Origin of the sequence: Microbacterium sp. NPDC089987, from assembly GCF_044748505.1 — a bacterium.
Classification (GTDB): Bacteria; Actinomycetota; Actinomycetes; order Actinomycetales; family Microbacteriaceae; genus Microbacterium.
In genome coordinates, this window is record NZ_JBIVGE010000001.1 from 1,356,662 (window position 1) to 1,373,720 (window position 17,059).

17 protein-coding genes are annotated in these 17,059 nt (G+C 68.9%); 8 read left to right on the forward strand and 9 right to left on the reverse strand.

The window, feature by feature from the left end:
* Window positions 1-129: 129 nt before the first annotated feature.
* The 4 genes from pepN to ACIPV2_RS06400 all read left to right on the forward strand — a co-directional run bounded on the left by pepN (window position 130) and on the right by ACIPV2_RS06400 (window position 5,982).
* Window positions 130-2,706 carry an aminopeptidase N gene (gene pepN, locus ACIPV2_RS06385; RefSeq protein ID WP_400839462.1) on the forward strand — a complete coding sequence of 859 codons (2,577 nt, stop codon included), beginning with the start codon at window positions 130-132 and terminating at the stop codon, window positions 2,704-2,706.
* Between the two features lie 95 nt (window positions 2,707-2,801).
* The gene (locus ACIPV2_RS06390) at window positions 2,802-3,875 is read left to right on the forward strand and encodes a mechanosensitive ion channel family protein (protein ID WP_400839464.1); all 1,074 of its coding nucleotides are present in this window, start codon (window positions 2,802-2,804) and stop codon (window positions 3,873-3,875) included.
* Window positions 3,872-4,321, forward strand: a complete 450-nt coding sequence (locus ACIPV2_RS06395) for a globin (RefSeq protein ID WP_400839466.1) — start codon at window positions 3,872-3,874, stop codon at window positions 4,319-4,321. The genes ACIPV2_RS06390 and ACIPV2_RS06395 overlap by 4 nt, the downstream gene beginning before the upstream one ends.
* Window positions 4,318-5,982, forward strand: a complete 1,665-nt coding sequence (locus ACIPV2_RS06400) for an FAD-binding dehydrogenase (protein ID WP_400839468.1) — start codon at window positions 4,318-4,320, stop codon at window positions 5,980-5,982. The genes ACIPV2_RS06395 and ACIPV2_RS06400 overlap by 4 nt, the downstream gene beginning before the upstream one ends.
* Here ACIPV2_RS06400 and ACIPV2_RS06405 read toward each other — a convergent pair whose 3' ends face one another.
* The gene (locus ACIPV2_RS06405) at window positions 5,983-6,663 is read right to left on the reverse strand and encodes a hypothetical protein (RefSeq protein WP_101186714.1); all 681 of its coding nucleotides are present in this window, start codon (window positions 6,661-6,663) and stop codon (window positions 5,983-5,985) included. It abuts the gene before it with no gap.
* 113 nt (window positions 6,664-6,776) lie between these two features.
* On the opposite strand from ACIPV2_RS06405, the gene ACIPV2_RS06410 reads away from it, so the two are divergent.
* Window positions 6,777-7,667, forward strand: a complete 891-nt coding sequence (locus tag ACIPV2_RS06410) for an acyl-CoA thioesterase (RefSeq protein WP_400839471.1) — start codon at window positions 6,777-6,779, stop codon at window positions 7,665-7,667.
* A gap of 3 nt (window positions 7,668-7,670) precedes the next feature.
* On the opposite strand, the gene ACIPV2_RS06415 is transcribed toward ACIPV2_RS06410, so the two are convergent.
* From ACIPV2_RS06415 to ACIPV2_RS06435, 5 genes are all read right to left on the reverse strand, one after another.
* On the reverse strand, window positions 7,671-8,150 hold the full coding sequence (locus tag ACIPV2_RS06415) for an acyl-CoA thioesterase (protein WP_400839473.1): 480 nt from the start codon (window positions 8,148-8,150) through the stop codon (window positions 7,671-7,673).
* A gap of 10 nt (window positions 8,151-8,160) precedes the next feature.
* Window positions 8,161-9,840: an energy-dependent translational throttle protein EttA gene (gene ettA / locus ACIPV2_RS06420; RefSeq protein WP_400839475.1), complete on the reverse strand. Its 1,680-nt coding sequence runs from the start codon at window positions 9,838-9,840 to the stop codon at window positions 8,161-8,163.
* A gap of 191 nt (window positions 9,841-10,031) precedes the next feature.
* Window positions 10,032-10,535: a DUF6993 domain-containing protein gene (locus tag ACIPV2_RS06425; protein ID WP_400839477.1), complete on the reverse strand. Its 504-nt coding sequence runs from the start codon at window positions 10,533-10,535 to the stop codon at window positions 10,032-10,034.
* Between the two features lie 46 nt (window positions 10,536-10,581).
* Window positions 10,582-11,115: a single-stranded DNA-binding protein gene (locus tag ACIPV2_RS06430; protein WP_400839479.1), complete on the reverse strand. Its 534-nt coding sequence runs from the start codon at window positions 11,113-11,115 to the stop codon at window positions 10,582-10,584.
* A gap of 161 nt (window positions 11,116-11,276) precedes the next feature.
* Window positions 11,277-11,900, reverse strand: a complete 624-nt coding sequence (locus tag ACIPV2_RS06435; RefSeq protein WP_400839481.1) for a LysE family translocator — start codon at window positions 11,898-11,900, stop codon at window positions 11,277-11,279.
* Between the two features lie 72 nt (window positions 11,901-11,972).
* Here ACIPV2_RS06435 and ACIPV2_RS06440 point away from each other — a divergent pair, with 72 nt between their 5' ends.
* A complete protein-coding gene (locus tag ACIPV2_RS06440) occupies window positions 11,973-12,680 on the forward strand; it encodes a 3'-5' exonuclease (protein ID WP_400839483.1) in 708 nt (235 codons plus the stop codon).
* A 102-nt stretch (window positions 12,681-12,782) separates the two neighbouring features.
* Here the strand turns inward: ACIPV2_RS06440 and ACIPV2_RS06445 are convergent, their stop codons facing one another.
* The 3 genes from ACIPV2_RS06445 to glgA all read right to left on the reverse strand — a co-directional run bounded on the left by ACIPV2_RS06445 (window position 12,783) and on the right by glgA (window position 15,110).
* Window positions 12,783-13,040, reverse strand: a complete 258-nt coding sequence (locus ACIPV2_RS06445) for a type B 50S ribosomal protein L31 (RefSeq protein WP_101186720.1) — start codon at window positions 13,038-13,040, stop codon at window positions 12,783-12,785.
* 85 nt (window positions 13,041-13,125) lie between these two features.
* Window positions 13,126-13,908: an ABC transporter ATP-binding protein gene (locus ACIPV2_RS06450; RefSeq protein ID WP_101186721.1), complete on the reverse strand. Its 783-nt coding sequence runs from the start codon at window positions 13,906-13,908 to the stop codon at window positions 13,126-13,128.
* A gap of 17 nt (window positions 13,909-13,925) precedes the next feature.
* Complete coding sequence (gene glgA, locus ACIPV2_RS06455; protein WP_400839486.1) at window positions 13,926-15,110, reverse strand: glycogen synthase; 1,185 nt, start codon at window positions 15,108-15,110, stop codon at window positions 13,926-13,928.
* A 46-nt stretch (window positions 15,111-15,156) separates the two neighbouring features.
* Here glgA and glgC point away from each other — a divergent pair, with 46 nt between their 5' ends.
* Entirely contained in the window at window positions 15,157-16,398 is a 1,242-nt protein-coding gene (gene glgC / locus ACIPV2_RS06460; protein ID WP_101186722.1) for a glucose-1-phosphate adenylyltransferase, read from the forward strand.
* Window positions 16,399-16,414: 16 nt separating this feature from the next.
* Window positions 16,415-17,050, forward strand: coding sequence for a phosphoserine phosphatase SerB (gene serB, locus ACIPV2_RS06465; protein ID WP_400839488.1), 636 nt, complete (start codon window positions 16,415-16,417; stop codon window positions 17,048-17,050).
* Window positions 17,051-17,059: the final 9 nt, after the last annotated feature.

A 17,059-nucleotide genomic window follows, 5' to 3' on the forward strand; every position in this document is an offset into this window, starting at 1 on the left:
CGACTCGCTATGAGCCAGCATCGAGATCTGCACCTGCGCGCGGCGCTGGCGTAGGCTGTCCTGGTTGCCGTCGGCGCCAGCAGCGCCGACGCACCTCGACATCCCCTCCACCAATGGGAGAAATCAGCTGTGCCTGGAGAAAACCTCACACGTACCGAAGCGCAGGAGCGCCGTGCCGTCATCGACACGCAGTCGTACGAGATCTCACTTGACCTGACCAAGGGTGCGGAGGTGTTCGGCTCGCGCAGCGTGGTCCGCTTCACCGCGACCCCTGGCTCGTCGACCTTCATCGACCTCATCGCACGCGAGGTCCGAGAGATCACGCTCAACGGCGAGCAGGTCGATCCGAGCGCCGCCTTCGAGGACTCGCGCATCGCGCTCGACGGCCTGCAGGCCGAGAACGTCCTCATCGTCGACGCCGACTGCCTCTACACCAACACCGGCGAGGGACTGCACCGATTCGTCGACCCCGTCGACGGCGAGGTGTACCTCTACTCGCAGTTCGAGGTGCCCGACTCTCGCCGCGTGTTCGCGGTGTTCGAGCAGCCCGACCTCAAGGCGACGTTCCAGTTCACCGTGACCGCGCCTTCGGCGTGGAAGGTCGTCTCGAACTCCCCCACCCCCGAGCCGATCGTGCACGACGCGTCGTCGGGCTCCGAAGATGTGGCCACCTGGGGCTTCGCGCCCACGCCGCGCATCTCGTCGTACATCACTGCGCTCGTCGCGGGTCCCTACGAGGCCACCTTCTCCGAGCTCACGAGCGCGTCGGGCAAGGTCATCCCGCTCGGCGTCTACGGTCGCAGGAGCCTGTGGCAGCACCTCGACGCCGACTACATCTTCGACAAGACCAGGCAGGGCTTCGAGTACTTCGAGGCGAAGTTCGGCGTGCCGTACCCGTTCGAGAAGTACGACCAGCTGTTCGTGCCCGAGTTCAACGCGGGCGCCATGGAGAACGCCGGCGCAGTCACCTTCACCGAGACCTACGTGTTCCGCAGCAAGGTCACCGACGCCGTCAAGGAGCGTCGCGTGGTGACGATCCTGCATGAGCTGGCGCACATGTGGTTCGGCGACCTCGTCACCATGAAGTGGTGGAACGACCTGTGGCTGAACGAGTCGTTCGCCGAATGGGCATCCACCATCGCCACGGCGGAGGCAACCGAATGGAAGGCGGCCTGGACGACCTTCAACGCGATGGAGAAGACCTGGGCCTACCGTCAGGACCAGCTGCCCTCCACTCACCCGATCGTCGCCGAGATCAACGATCTCGAAGACGTGATGGTCAACTTCGACGGCATCACCTATGCCAAGGGCGGCTCGGTGCTCAAGCAGCTGACCGCGTGGGTGGGCATCGATGCGTTCTTCGCCGGTGTCGGCCAGTACTTCCAGAAGCACGCCTGGGGCAACACCGAGCTGAGCGACCTGCTCACCGAGCTCGAGGCCACCAGCGGACGCGAGCTGACCACCTGGGCGAAGAAGTGGCTGGAGACCGCCGGGGTGAACACGCTCGCCCCGGTCATCGTCGACGACGCAGCAGGCGTCATCACCCGCTTCGCGGTGACCCAGACTGCTCCCGCCGACTACCCGACCATCCGTCCGCACCGCCTCGGGATCGGGTTCTACAACCTGAGCGACTCCGCCGGTCGGTCGGAGCTGGTGCGCACGCACTACGTCGAGGTCGACGTCGACGGCGACCGCACCGAGATACCGGAGCTGCAGGGCCTCGCGCGCCCCGACATGGTGCTGCTCAACGACAACGACCTCGCCTACGCGAAGATCCGCCTCGATGAGCGCTCGCTGGCCGCGGCCATCGAGCATCTGTCCGACATCTCCGACCCGCTCGCGCGCTCGCTCGTGTGGGGTGCGGCGTGGGACCAGACCCGGGATGCCGAGACCGCCGCCAGCGACTACATCGACCTCGTGCTCGGCAACATCGGCCACGAGACCGAATCGACGACGGTGCGGACGACGCTCTCGCAGCTGCAGGTCGCGGCGAACATCTACGTCGCGCCCGACACTCGTCCGGCGGCCCGCGAGAAGATCGCCGACGGGCTGTGGGCCCTCGCCCACCAGGCCGAGCCCGGAAGCGACAGTCAGCTGCAGCTCGTGACGGCGTTCGCCAACTCGATCGCCACCCCCGAGCAGGCGGGCATCATCGGCCGTCTGCGCGCCGGCGAGGACACCCTCCCCGGACTCGAGATCGACGCCGACCTGTCGTGGCTTCTTCTCGTCGGCCTCGCCGCCGCCGGGGCGACCGACGCCGCCGCGATCGACGCCGCACTCGCCGCAGACAACACGTCCAAGGGCGCCGAGTTCGCGGCTCAGGCACGTGCCGCGCTGCCCACCTCGGAGGCCAAGCAGACCGCCTGGTCGTCGCTGATCGACAACGGCGACCTGCCGAACACCATCGTGCGCTCGGCCACCCTCGGCTTCGTGCACCCGTCGGGTGTCGACGTGCTGGCAGCGTTCATCCCCAAGTACTTCGAGATGCTGCTGCCGATCTGGGAGGAGCGCACCTACCAGATCGCCGACTACCTGATCGTCGGCCTCTACCCGCGCTCGCTCGCGAGCGTCGAGCTGCGCGACGCGACCCGCAGCTGGCTCGCCGAGCACCAGGATGCCGCTCCCGCGCTGCGCAGGCTCGTGCACGAGAACCTCGCCGACGTCGAGCGGGCGCTGGCCGCGCAGTCCCGCGACGCCGAGGACTGATCCTCGCTGCGACGGGCTCGGCGACAGCTGTCGCCGAGCCCGTCGCATCCGGCCCACCCAGTGTGCGCTGAGGCGTGACGGCTAAAATCGAGGTGATGGACATCCGCTTCGCCACCGAGACTCCCGCACCCGACCCGACCGACCCCGGATGGTGGGGCGTCATGCTCGAGATCCTGCTGAAGATCGGTGGGAAGGCGCTCACCGTGGCCATCATCATCGCGAGCTGCGTGGCCATCGCGTTCATTCTCCGCCTCGTCATCCGCCGCGTGGTGCAGCGCATCGTCAACAGCGCGAAGTCGAAGGCGCGCGTCGACGACACGCAGGCTCTCGAGCGCTCCCCGCTCGCCGACATGCGTCTCGTCCAGCGCACCCGCACGCTCGGCTCGATCCTGCAGAACATCGTCAACGTGATGCTCGTGGTGATCGCCCTCGTGCTCACCGTGAACGCCATCGACCAGAGCCTGCTCGGCTCCCTCACCCTGCTCACCGCCGCGGTGGGTGCGGGTCTCGGCTTCGGGGCGCAGAACATCGTGAAGGACGTGCTGAACGGCATCTTCCTCGTGGCCGAGGATCAGGTCGGCATCGGCGACGTCGTCGACCTGGGACTCGCTTCCGGCGTCGTCGAGTACGTCAGCGTGCGCATCACCCAGGTGCGCGACGTGAACGGGACGCTCTGGTACGTGCGCAACGGCGAGGTCACCCGCATCGGCAACATGTCGCAGGGTTGGGCACGCGCCATCGTCGACCTGGGCGTTGCGCCGGATGCCGACCTCGAGGCCGTGGAGAAGTCGATGATGGAGACCGCTCAGGGGCTGGCCAAGGACCCGAAGTGGCGCACCCGCATCATCGCGAAGCCCGAGATCTGGGGTCTGGAGAGCATCGACGGCGATGCCCTGGTCGTGCGCGTGGTCATGAAGACCCGGGCCAACGCGATGGACGACGTCTCGCAGGAGCTGCGTCGCCGCCTGCGTGCGGATCTCCTCGAGAAGGAGATCGACGTGCCACGCCTCGCCGCGGTCACGCTGACGGGCCTGGATGGCGCCCGCCGGGTGCGCGGCGCGAATCCGCCGGTCACCAAGCCGAACGCGGTCACCGGAGTCCCCCGGATCGTCGATCGCGGCATCTGGCGGCGCAAGAAGACGGGCGATGAGGAAGGCGGCGCACAGTGACGTTCTACGATGAGGTCGGCGGGCAGGAGACCTTCGAGCGCCTCGTGGCGGTGTTCTACCGGGAGGTCGCACTCGACCCCGTGCTCAAGCCGATGTACCCCGAAGAGGATCTGGGCCCCGCCGCCCAGCGCCTCACCTGGTTCCTGGCGCAGTACTGGGGCGGCCCGAGCACGTACGGCGAGCAGCGCGGCCATCCACGGCTGAGGATGCGGCACATCCCGTTCCACATCGACCCCGACGCGCGGGATCGCTGGCTGCGCCACATGCGCACCGCACTCGACGAGGTGCAGCTCTCCCCCCTGCACGAGGCCACCCTGTGGGACTACCTCGAGCGGGCGGCGTATGCCATGGTGAACACATTCGAGCCCTCGGGCATCGGCGCAGGTCCCCAGGGCCGCCCGACGCTCGAGCACCGCGCAGCCCCGGAGTCGACGGAGACCACATGACATCCCTGCCCCGCACCCCCGCGACCGACGTGCTCGTGATCGGCTGGGGGCTGGCGGGGCTGGTGGCCGCCGCCGAGGCGCTCGCGGCCGGCAAGCGGGTCACCCTGATCGATCAGGAGCCACGCCAGAACCTCGGCGGGCAGGCGTGGTGGTCGTTCGGCGGCCTGTTCCTCGTCGACTCCCCTGAGCAGCGCCGGATGGGCATCCGCGATTCGCTCGAGCTCGCGCGGCAGGACTGGTTCGGAGGCGCCGGCTTCGACCGGCCGGAGGACTCCTGGCCGAAGCGGTGGGCGGAGGAGTATCTGCAGTTCGCGGCCGGCGAGAAGCGCAGCTGGCTGCGGGAACGCGGCGTGGGGTTCTTCCCCGTGGTCGGCTGGGCCGAGCGCGGCGGCGGGGGTGCGATCGGACCGGGCAACTCGGTACCTCGCTTCCACATCACCTGGGGCACGGGCCCCGGCATCCTGGCGCCTTTCCTGGCTGCCGTCGAACAGAGCGAGGCGGAAGGACGAGCGACGATCCTCTCGCGGCATCGCGTGACCGATCTCCTCGTCGAGAACGGCGGCGTCGTCGGGGCCCGCGGCGCGGTGCTCGAAGACACGCTCGCCCCTAGGGGTGTGCCGACGTCGCGTGAGCGCGTGGCCGATTTCGAGATCAGCGCGGATGCCGTGATCGTGGCCTCCGGCGGTATCGGCGGCGACCACGATCTCGTCCGCGCATTCTGGCCGGAGCGCCTCGGCATGGCTCCCGAGCACATGCTCACGGGGGTTCCGGCCTACGTCGACGGCTCCATGCAGGCGGTGACGCGGGCGGCCGGAGCCGACCTGATCAACACCGACCGCATGTGGCACTACGTGGAGGGGATTGAGAACTGGGATCCGGTGTGGCCGGGGCACGGCATCCGGATCCTGCCTGGGCCGTCGTCGCTGTGGCTGGACGCGACCGGCAGCCGCCTCCCCGTGCCGCTGTACCCGGGCTTCGACACGCTGGGCACGCTCGCGCATCTGCGCCGCACCGGGCACGACCACTCGTGGTTCGTGACGTCGCTGAAGATCGTCGAGAAGGAGTTCGCGCTGTCGGGCAGCGAGCAGAACCCCGATCTGACCGGACGGGACGTCGGACTGCTGCTGAGATCGCGGCTGGCGAAGGGGCCGACCGGACCCGTGCGGGCGTTCCTGGACGAGGGCGCGGACTTCGTCGTCGAGGACGACCTCGAGTCGCTCCTCGCCGGCATGCGCGCCATGTCCGGCGGCGAGGTGCTGGATGTGGACCGGGCGCGCGAGGAGGTGGTGGCGCGCGACCGTGAGCTCGACAACGAGTTCACGAAGGACGCGCAGATCGCGATGCTGCGCTCGATGCGCGGCTACCGCGGCGACCGGCTGATCCGCACCGCTGCGCCGCACCGTCTGCAGGATCCAGCGGCGGGGCCGATGGTCGCCGTGAAGTTGCACGTCCTCACCCGCAAATCGCTCGGCGGCATCCACACCGACCTCGACGGCCGCGCTCTGGATCTCAGCGGGAGCGCCATTCCGGGGCTGTTCGCCGCCGGCGAGGCGAGCGGCTTCGGCGGTGGCGGGATGCACGGCTACCGGGCGCTGGAGGGCACCTTCCTCGGCGGATGCCTGTTCTCCGGCCGGCAGGCGGGGCGAGCCGCCGCGCGCTGACTACGGGGTCTCTGAGCCTGCCGAAGGGCGTGTGCTGCGCACGGCGGTGAGGCCGGTCACGGCGGGGCCGCGGCTGAGCACGTGCCCGCGGGCGAAGGCGAGCCGCGTCCATCGGCCCGACTGTGTGAGCCGCACCTCCTCGGCGCCGTTGATGAATCCGAAGGCATGTGCGGCGAATGCGACACCGCGCGGCAGCCCCGACAGGGCGTCGTCGGGTTCGCCCCAGATGCGCGCCCGCAGAGCGCGCACGGCTTCCTCGCCGGAGCCCGGTGCGGTGCCGTGCGCGACGGCGGAGATGCCCCACTGGGCGCGCTCGGCGACGGTCTGCGCGGTGAGGGCGCCCGCGTGCATCCATTCTCCGCGAGGCGGGGCGACGCCCGCCCAGGCCGGTGCGCGGCCGGTGTCGGGCAGGGTGAGTTCGTGCGGGTGCTCGCCCTCGGCGAGCTCGTCGACGACGATGTCGCAGTGCAACTCGGGATCCGCGCGCACGATGCGCATCGCGAGCACCGTGGGCGTCTGGTCGAACAGGCTCTGCGGTGCGAGCGCCGCGGAGGTGAGCGCGAGCACGCCGTCGGCGGCCTGCAGCCGCACCCCGTCGGCGCCGGCTTGAGCTGCTCGCCCGGCGAAGGTGAGCACGTCACGTGCGGTCTGGGCGTCGGCGAGCACGAGCGGTCTGGTCACTCTTCTAAGTTAGTCGGATGACTGCTGGCCGAGAGGCCGCAGGTCCGTCGACCTGAACCAGCCGGATGCCCGCTGGCCCAGAGCCCGACGGTCCCGAGAACTAGACTGGTCTGATGACCGCTGAGCAGGATGCCCGCCGATTCGTCGACGCCCTTCTCGGCGTCCTGGACCTTGCGGAGTCGGAGGCGAGGACCACGGAGGACATCTTCACCGGCCGCTCGCACTTCATGCCCACGGGGCGGGTCTACGGCGGTCAGGTGCTGGCGCAGTCGCTGGTGGCAGCCGAGCGGACGCTTCCCGAGGATCGCGTGGTGCATTCCATGCACGGCTACTTCCTGCGTCCGGGCGACACCGCGAGCAGGATCACCTTCTCCGTGGACCGCATCCATGATGGGCGCTCGTTCTCGACGCGACGGTGCCAGGCGTTCCAGGGCGGGGTTCCGATCTTCTCGATGATCGCCTCGTTCCAGGACGAGGACCCCGGTGCAGAGCACGCCGAGCCGATGCCCGAGGGCATCCCCGATCCCGAGCAGCTGCGTCCCGACGAGGAGCTGGTGGGAGCGGTGCATCCGCTGACGAGGAAGATGCTCACCGAGCGTCCTGCCGATGTGCGGCACGTGGAGGGACCGCTCTACGTCGACGCCGCCGGCGAGCGAGTCGCGCATCAGGCGGTGTGGATGCGGATGCGCGCCGCTATGCCGGATGACCCTCGCCTGCACCGCGCGGCGCTCGCGTACCTCAGCGACATGACCATTCAGGAGCCGATTCTGCGCCGTCACGGCGTGACCTGGAGCACCCCGGGGCTCAAGGTCGCGAGCCTGGATCACGCCATGTGGTGGCACCGCTTCGGCCGGGCGGACGAGTGGGTGCTGTACGTGCAGGAGTCGCCCAACGCACGCGGCGGGCGCGGACTCTCGACGGGTCGGATCTACGACCGCGAGGGGATGCTGCTGGCCAGCGTCGCGCAGGAGGTCATGGTGCGTGCGCCTCAGCCCGAGGCCTGAGCGTCACCGACGTGCGTAGCTGATCGGCTCGCCGACGTACGGCTCCCATGCCTGGCGCATCTCGGGGCTGATCCGCACCGGGCGACCGGTGCCCGCATCGACGAGCACGATCACGGCGGTCGAGCGCGCGTACAGGATGCGCTCGACGCTCGCCGGATCGTTGTGCACCTCGTAGCAGACCTCGAGGCTCGAGCCGCCGAGCTTGCCGAACCACATCTGCACCTCGAGAGGGCGCCGCTGGTACGGGACGGGCGCGAGGTACTCGATCTCCTGACGGGCGATCAGGGTCAGAACCCCCTGGTCGATCCCCGATTCGAGGATCGCCGTCGCGGGCGCCTGCTCCCCCGGCTCCGGCTTCCAGAAGGCGCGCACGCGCGCCTCCTCCAGCAGCTTGAGCATCGAGGTGTTGTTGACGTGGTTGAACGCGTCGAGATCACCCCAGCGCAGATGGATGGGGATGTGCAGGCGCCGGCCGTCGGTCATCTCGGAGCGATCAGTCGCGGGTCAGCTTGCGGTGCGTGGTGCGGTGCGGACGCGACGCCTCCGGGCCCATGCGCTCGATCTTGTTGTTCTCGTACGCCTCGAAGTTGCCCTCGAACCAGTGCCACTGGGCGGGGTTCTCGTCCGTGCCCTCGTAAGCGAGGATGTGCGTCGCGATGCGGTCGAGGAACCACCGGTCGTGCGTGATGACCACGGCGCAGCCCGGGAACTCGAGCAGGGCGTTCTCGAGCGAGCTCAGGGTCTCGACGTCGAGGTCGTTGGTCGGCTCGTCGAGAAGCAGCAGGTTGCCGCCCTCCTTGAGGGTGAGAGCGAGGTTCAGACGGTTGCGCTCACCACCGGAGAGCACGCCAGCCTTCTTCTGCTGATCGGGCCCCTTGAATCCGAACTTCGACACATAGGCGCGCGACGGGATCTCGATCTTGCCGACCGTGATGAAGTCGAGGCCGTCGGAGACGACCTCCCACAGCGTCTTGTTCGGGTCGATGTTCGCGCGGGACTGGTCGACGTAGCTGATCTTGACGGTCTCGCCGATCTTCAGGTCGCCGCCGTCGAGCGGCTCGAGGCCGACGATCGTCTTGAAGAGCGTGGTCTTTCCGACGCCGTTGGGACCGATCACGCCGACGATGCCGTTCGGCGGCAGGCTGAAGCTCAGTCCATCGATCAGCACGCGGTCGCCGAAAGCCTTGTGCAGCTTCTTCGCCTCGATGACCACGCTGCCGAGGCGGGGCCCGGCGGGGATCTGGATCTCTTCGAAGTCGAGCTTGCGGGTGCGCTCGGCCTCGGCAGCCATCTCCTCGTAGCGAGCCAGACGCGCCTTCGACTTGGTCTGGCGGCCCTTGGCACTCGAACGCACCCAGTCGAGCTCGTCCTTCAGGCGCTTGGCCAGCTTGGCGTCCTTCTTGCCCTGGATGTCCAGGCGCTCGGCCTTCTTCTCGAGGTAGGTCGAGTAGTTGCCCTCGTAGCCGATCAGCCGACCGCGGTCGACCTCAGCGATCCACTCGGCGACGTTGTCGAGGAAGTACCGGTCGTGCGTGATCGCGATGACCGCGCCCTTGTAGTCCTTGAGATGCTGCTCGAGCCAGAGCACGCTCTCGGCGTCGAGGTGGTTGGTGGGCTCGTCGAGCAGCAGCAGGTCGGGCTTCTGCAGCAGCAGCTTCGCGAGCGCGACGCGGCGCTTCTCACCACCGGAGAGAGGGGCGATCTCCGCGTCGGCCGGAGGGGTGCGCAGGGCATCCATCGCCTGCTCGAGCTGGGAGTCGAGATCCCATCCGTCGGCCGCGTCGATCTCCTCCTGCAGCACGCCCATCTCGGCGAGCAGTGTGTCGAAGTCGGCGTCGGGGTCGGCCATCAGCGCGGAGATCTCGTTGAACCGGTCGAGCTTGGGCTTGATCGCCACGCCGTCCTGGATGTTCTCGAGAACGGTCTTCGTCTCGTCGAGCTCCGGCTCCTGCATGAGGATTCCGACGCTGAAGCCCGGTGAGAGCTTCGCCTCACCGTTCGAGGGAGTGTCCAGCCCCGCCATGATCTTCAGAATCGTCGACTTGCCGGCGCCGTTGGGGCCGACCATGCCGATCTTGGCGCCGGGCAGGAACGCCATCGTCACGTCGTCGAGGATGAGCTTGTCGCCGACCGCCTTGCGCGCTCGCACCATGGAATAGATGTACTCAGCCATACCTTCACCGCTCCTCTGGAAGACCTGTCTCAGCGCCCGTGGTCCGGCGCAGCGCATGCCGGGTGCCGGATGCGCGAAGTGTGTGCGGCCGATCACGGGGCGCTGCCCCGTCCGGTCGGCTCGGCTTCCCAGCCTACCGGTCGAGGCGTGCGGCCGCGCTCAGGCGCCGCGCAGGCCCCCAGAGCGGTCGATCACCAGTCGATCGGCTGGGTTCCGCCCACGAGGCAGGCACCGTCAGCCAGTCGTGGGAGCACCGCGGTGACGGGTTCGCCGGTCGACGGCCCGACCTGACCCACCAGGCACTGCGTGTCATCCCACGCGACCGAGAACTGCAGGCTCTCCGCGGCGTTGCCGACTGTGCTGCGGTCGGCAGTGACCTGCATCGAGTCCTTGGCGAAGCCCGCCTGCTCGAGCGCGTCGATGTAGGCGCGTCCCTGCGCACGCGAGTCCGATGCCCACACGCGTGCGGTGACCTCGGCGAAGGAGGCGAGCGCAGCATCCGCCCCGGTCGGTGCGGCAGAGGGTGCGACGCTGATCTCGGGTGTCGCGGACGGGTGCGACGGGGTGACGGACGGCGTGGCAGGAGCCGTCATCGAGCCACAGGCCGTCAGCGCGAGCACGAGGGCTCCCGCACCCCCGAGCAGCCAGCAGGACTGCGCGCCCCGCCGGACGGAGACGGAGGACCTGTGACGCACGCCTAGAGTCTAGGCGCTCGGATCTCCGTCCCCGTCCCGCCGGACGTCACGCGAGGGTCAGAGCGTCATCGTGGGACTCGCCGGAAGCGTCACCGGAACCCGCCTCTGCGGTCAGCCGCAGGCCCGCGCCGGCCCAGGCATCCTGATCGGCCTCGCTGGGCTCGTCGAAGACCGGTGATTCGTCGCCAGCGGGCGCGACGCTGACCTGCTCAGGGCGCGGGCGACGCACGAACGCGCTCGTGCCGCGACGCAGGTCGTGGCCGATCGCATCGGCGGTGAGCTCGACGTCGATGCCCTTCTTGCCGTTCGCCTCCCACTCCTTCTGACGCAGGCGCCCGACGACGACGACGGGATCGCCGCGGTGCAGCGACGCCCTCGCGTGCTCGGCGAGCTTGCCGAACGCCGACACCGCGTACCAGTTGGTGACGCCGTCGACCCAGGCGCCGGTGCGCTGATCGAAGTAGCCCGACGACGTCGCCACGCGGAAGTTGATCACCGCCTTGCCACTGCGCGTCTCGTTGCTGATCGGATCGTTGCCGATGTTCCCGGCGATGGTCAGGACGTCGTTGGTGATGCTCATAGGGTGCTCCTTCGTTGCCGGGACGAGCCCGGGTTCGACCAGAGTGCACGCCGACGCGGGACCTCAGGAGCCGGTTTCGCGGTGACGGTGGAGAACTCGAGGGGAAAGCGATCGGTGCAGGAACACCGGTTGTGCGGGATGCCGCCGACGCCGGGACGCGGTCAGTGCAGGAACAGCAGCAGAGCGGCGATGGCGATGAAGAGCCCGCCGAACACCGTGTTCAGGATGCGCTGGCCACGCGCGTCCTGCGTGAACCGCCGGAAGGATTTGGCAGCGGCGGCGAAGAAGAACCACATCACCAGGATGTCCACGACGACCACGGTGCCGACGAGCACGAGGTACTGCGGCAGCGGCTCTCGATCCAGTCTCACGAACTGCGGCACGAAGGCGAGGAAGAACACGACCGCCTTCGGGTTCAGGAGGTTCACCCAGAAGCCGCGCCGGAAGATCGACCAGGCTCTCTCGCGCACCCGCACGGCCGGACCGAGGTTCTGCGCCTCCGGCCGCGTGAGGATGAGCCGCACGCCGAGGTAGACCAGATACGCGGCACCCGCGTACCGGATGAGCCCGAACAGCACCGGCGACCGGGAGACGAGCAGCCCCACCCCTGCGGCCACGATCGCCACATGCACGATGAGTGCCACCTGCTGGCCGAGCACGCCCCAGAGCGAGCGACGCCAGCCCTGCACGAGGGCGTTGCTCATCGTGTTGATGGCGCCGGCCCCGGGTGTGAAGCTGATCACCACGCATGCTGCCAGCAGCGAGAGCCACACCGTCCAGGTCACCAGCACAGCGTAGTGACCCTGCGCGGTCGTCGCGCATTCTGCAGTGTCGGCGCCCACTCCTATGGTGTGGCCATGACCATTCCGCTCGATGCTCCGGCCTGGCTCACCCGCGTGGGCGTGTTCGATCTCGAGACGACCGGCGTCGACGTGACGGAGGATCGCATCGTCACCGCGCACGTCGGGGTGCTCGACAGGCACGGCAGAGAGCTCGCCGCACGTGACTGGCTGGCCGACCCCGGAGTGCCCATCCCCGACGGCGCGGCGGCCGTCCACGGGATCAGCACCGAGCATGCCAGGGCGCACGGTCGCCCCGCCGCAGAGGTGGTGGCCGAGATCGTGCACGCCCTCCGGGCGCTGTTCGCGCAGGGACTGCCGATCGTCGCATACAACGCCTCGTACGACTTCTCGCTTCTCGCGCACGAGGCGCGCCGCCACGGCATCCCGGAGCTGGAGGCTCCCTCGCCGGTCATCGACCCGCTGGTGATCGACAAGGCGTTCGACAGGTACCGCCCCGGCAAGCGCACGCTCACCGTCGTCGCAGACCATTACGCGGTTCTGCTGGATGACGCGCATCAGGCGTCAGCGGATGCCGTCGCGGCGGGGCGGGTGGCACTCGCGATCGCACGGGAGTTCGCGCTGCCCCGCTCGGCCGCCGAGCTGCACACCAGGCAGATCGGGTGGGCGCGACACCAGGCGGCGAGCCTCACCGAGTACTTCGTCAGCATCGGCCGGATCGAGCCGGACCAGCCCCTCGACGGCACCTGGCCCGTTCGCGGCTGAAGCGCCCCTTCGCGGGTGAAGCCGCGCGGGTCCGACAGCTGCCGACGACCGGATGCGGGTACGACGAAGGCCCCGCCGGAGCGGGGCCCTCGTGGTGGCTGCTTACTTGGAGGAGCCGCCGAAGTTCTTGAAGCGCTGGTTGAACTTCTCGACGCGACCGGCCGAGTCCATGATGCGCTGCTTGCCCGTGTAGAAGGGGTGCGAAGCCGACGAGATCTCGACGTCGAGGACGGGGTACTCCACACCGTCCAGCTCGATCGTCTTGTCGCTCGTGACGGTGGAGCGGGTGAGGAAGGTCTCGCCCGAGCCGAGGTCGCGGAACACGACGGCCTGGTACTCGGGGTGGATGTCAGTCTTCATGGGATTCCTTACGTGGTGCCCTGGATTCTGCCAGAGACGAGGGAAGTCTGCGGTGCGATCGCACCGAGGGTCTACTTTACACCACTCAGGCAGCGCGCGCGGCGTAGCGGCCGCCGTCCTGCGTGAGCGCGATCGGCATGCCGAACGCCTCGGTGAGCGCCTCCGCAGTCAGCGTCTCGGCGAGCGGGCCGGCCGCCACGACACCGCCGTCGCGCAGCAGCAGCACGTGAGTGAAGCCGACGGGGATCTCCTCCACGTGGTGGGTGACCATGACCATCGCCGGCGTGGTCGGCGAGGCGGCGTAGCCACCGAGCAGCTGCAGCAGCTCCTCGCGTGCGCCGAGATCGAGGCTCGCGGTGGGCTCATCGAGCAGAAGCAGCTCCGGATCGGTCATCACCGCACGCGCGATCTGCACGCGCTTCTGCTCACCATCGCTGAGCGTGCCGAACAGACGCTCCGCGAGGTGCTCCAAGCGCCAGTCGGCCAGCACGCGCCGGGCGCGACGCTCGTCGACGGCCTCGTAGTCCTCGTTCCAGCGGCCGGTCACCGAGTAGGCGGCGGTCATGACCGTGTTCAGCACGGTCTCGTCGCGCGGGATGCGGCGAGCCATCGCCGAGGAGGCGAAGCCGATCCGCGGACGCAGCTCGAACACGTCCGTGCGCCCGAGGGTCTCCCCGAGAATCGTCACGGTTCCCGACGTCGGGTGCATCAGCGTGTCGGCGAGCTGCAGCAGCGTCGTCTTGCCGGCGCCGTTGGGCCCGAGAACCACCCACCGCTGATCCTCGGACACAGACCAGGTCACCCGGTCGACGATGTTTCGGCCTTCACGACGCACGACGACATCGGTGAGATCCAGAGCGCTCGACATGATGTCAGCCTATCCGCTCAGGCCGTCAGCTCCTCGTACAGCGCGCGCGTGGTGTCGGCGATCGCGCCCCAGCTGAACTGACTGCGGGCTCGCTCTCGTCCGGCTTCGCCGTACTGCCGTGCCCGTGCGGGATCACCCGTCACCTCGGTGAGCGCGGCCGCGAGATCCGACACGTAGCGCTCGGGGTCGACGGGCGTTCCGGTGCCGTCCTGCAGCTGCTCGATCGGCACCAGCCGGCCGGTCACGCCGTCGTCGACGACCTCCGGGATGCCGCCGGTGGCGGTGCCGACGACCGCAGCACCGCACGCCATCGCCTCGAGGTTCACGATGCCCAGCGGCTCGTAGACCGACGGGCACACGAATGTGGTGGCGGCGGCGAGGATCGCAGACAGCTCGTCCCGCGGCAGCATCCGCTCGATCCAGATCACGCCCTCTCGCGTCTGCTGCAGCAGGCGAACCCCCTCCTGCACCTCGGCCATGATCTCGGGAGTGTCGGGAGCGCCGGCGCAGAGCACGAGCTGCACGTCCTTCGGCAGCAGCTGGGCTGCCCGCAGCAGATACGGCAGTCCCTTCTGCCTGGTGATGCGGCCCACGAAGACCACCGACGGACGCGACGGATCCATGCCGATGCTCGCCAGGAACTCGGCGTTCTCGACCGGACGCCAGCGCTCGACGTCGATGCCGTTGTGGATGACGCGCACGCGCTGGGGGTCGACCTGCGGGTAGCTGCGCAGGATGTCCCGGCGCATCCCGTCGCTGACCGCGACGATGGCGGCGGCGTTCTCGTAGGCCAGCCGCTCGATGCCGCTCGAGACGGCGTAGCCGCCGCCGAGCTGCTCGGCCTTCCACGGGCGCAGCGGCTCGAGGCTGTGCGCTGTGAGCACGTGCGGGATGCCGTGCAGCTGAGACGCGAGATGTCCCGCGAAGTTCGCATACCAGGTGTGACTGTGCACGAGGTCGGCGCCGGCGACGTCGCCCACCATGACCAGATCCGTGCCGAGGGTCTGCAGGGCGGGGTTCGCTCCGGCAAGCTCCGACGGCGTGCGATACGACTGCGTCCCCGGTTCTGCGCGCTCCGCCCCGAACGCCCGGACCTGCACGTCGATGCTGCTGCGCAGCGCCGCCACGAGCTCCGCGACATGCACGCCGGCACCGCCGTAGATCTCCGGCGGATATTCCTTCGTGATGATGTCGACTCGCATGTCTGCACGGTAGTACATCGGCCGCCGGGCGCTCTATGGTGGACGCATGTCGGCTCCAAAGAAGGTTTTCGGGATCATCCTCGCCGGCGGTGAGGGCAAGCGGCTCATGCCACTCACCGCAGACAGAGCCAAACCGGCGGTGCCGTTCGGCGGCCAGTACAGGCTGATCGACTTCGCGATATCCAACCTCATCAACTCGGGCCTCAGACAGGTCGTCGTGCTGACGCAGTACAAGTCGCACAGCCTTGACCGGCACGTCTCGCAGAACTGGCGCATGTCGGCGCTGCTCGACTCCTACGTCACCTCCGTGCCCGCGCAGCAGCGCCTCGGCAAGCGGTGGTTCTCGGGCTCCGCGGATGCCATCCTGCAGAGCCTCAACCTCATCAACGACGAGAAGCCCGACATCGTCGCCGTGATCGGCGCGGATCACGTCTACCGCATGGACTTCCAGCAGATGATCGACGCGCACATCGCATCCGGCGCTCCGGCGACCGTCGCGGGCATCCGTCAGCCGATCGCCCTGGCCTCGCAGTTCGGCGTGATCGACGCCGACCCCGAGACGGGACGCATCCGCGACTTCCTCGAGAAGCCGGCCGACCCCGTCGGCCTCGCCGACTCCCCCGACGAAGTCCTCGTCTCGATGGGCAACTACGTCTTCGACGCCGACGCCCTCGTGGCGGCGGTGGAGGCGGATGGCGAATCAGCCTCCTCCGGGCATGACATGGGCGGCGACATCATCCCCTACTTCGTCCAGCGCGGCGAAGCCGGCTACTACGACATGAAGCAGAACGACGTTCCCGGCTCGTCGCCGCGCGACCGCTCGTACTGGCGCGACGTCGGGACCATCGACTCGTACTTCGACGCCCACATGGACCTCATCTCGACGCTGCCGATCTTCAACCTGTACAACACCGACTGGCCGATCCGCACGCAGAACGTCAACATGCCGCCGGCGAAGTTCGTGCGAGACGCCGTCGGCCGGATCGGCAACGCGATCGACTCGATCGTCGCCGCCGGCTCGGTGCTCTCGGGCACGCACATCGAGCGAAGCGTGATCGGGCTGCGTGGCGTCGCTCTGGGAGGGTCGACGATCACGGACTCCGTGCTGCTCGACAACGTGCACATGGGACTGGGGTCGCGAGTGCGCCGGGCAGTGCTCGACAAGAACGTCATCCTCGAGGACGGCGCGACCGTCGGGGTGGATCGCGAGCGGGATCTGGAGCGCGGCTTCACCGTGACCGACTCGGGCATCACCGTCGTGGGCAAGGGCGTTCGCATCACTCGCTGACCGCTACGCTCGACGGGTGACCGCTGCGCGATTCCTCGTCGTCCTCGATGCCGATTCCACCCTCATCCGCAACGAGGTGATCGAACTGCTCGCCGACGAGGCGGGTCGCCGTGCCGAGGTGCAGGCGGCGACCGAGGCGGCGATGCGCGGCGAAGTGGACTTCGCGACGAGCCTGCGTTCTCGCGTCGAAGCACTGCGCGGCGTGCCGACGACCGCCTTCGACCGCGTGCGCGCGCGCATCGAGCCGACCCCGGGCGTGCGCGATCTGACCGCCGCGGTGCATGAGCGCGGCGGTGTGGTCGGCGTGGTGTCCGGAGGGTTCCACGAGATCCTCGACCACGTCGCGCCCGGGCTGGGCGTCGACCGCTGGCGCGCCAACCGGCTGCTGCTCGACGGAGAGCTGCTGGCCGGTGCCGTCGACGGCGAGATCGTGGATGCTGCCGCCAAGGCGTCATCGCTGCAGGAATGGGCCGCCGAGCTGGGCGTCGACTCTCGCGCCACGATCGCCATCGGCGACGGCGCGAACGACCTTCAGATGATGGCCGTCGCCGGACTCGGCATCGCGTTCAACGCCAAGCCCGCCGTGCGCGCAGCGGCGTCGCTCGTGGTCGGTCCACAGGACCTGTCCGAGATCATCCCGCTGCTGCCCTGAGTGGCGTCC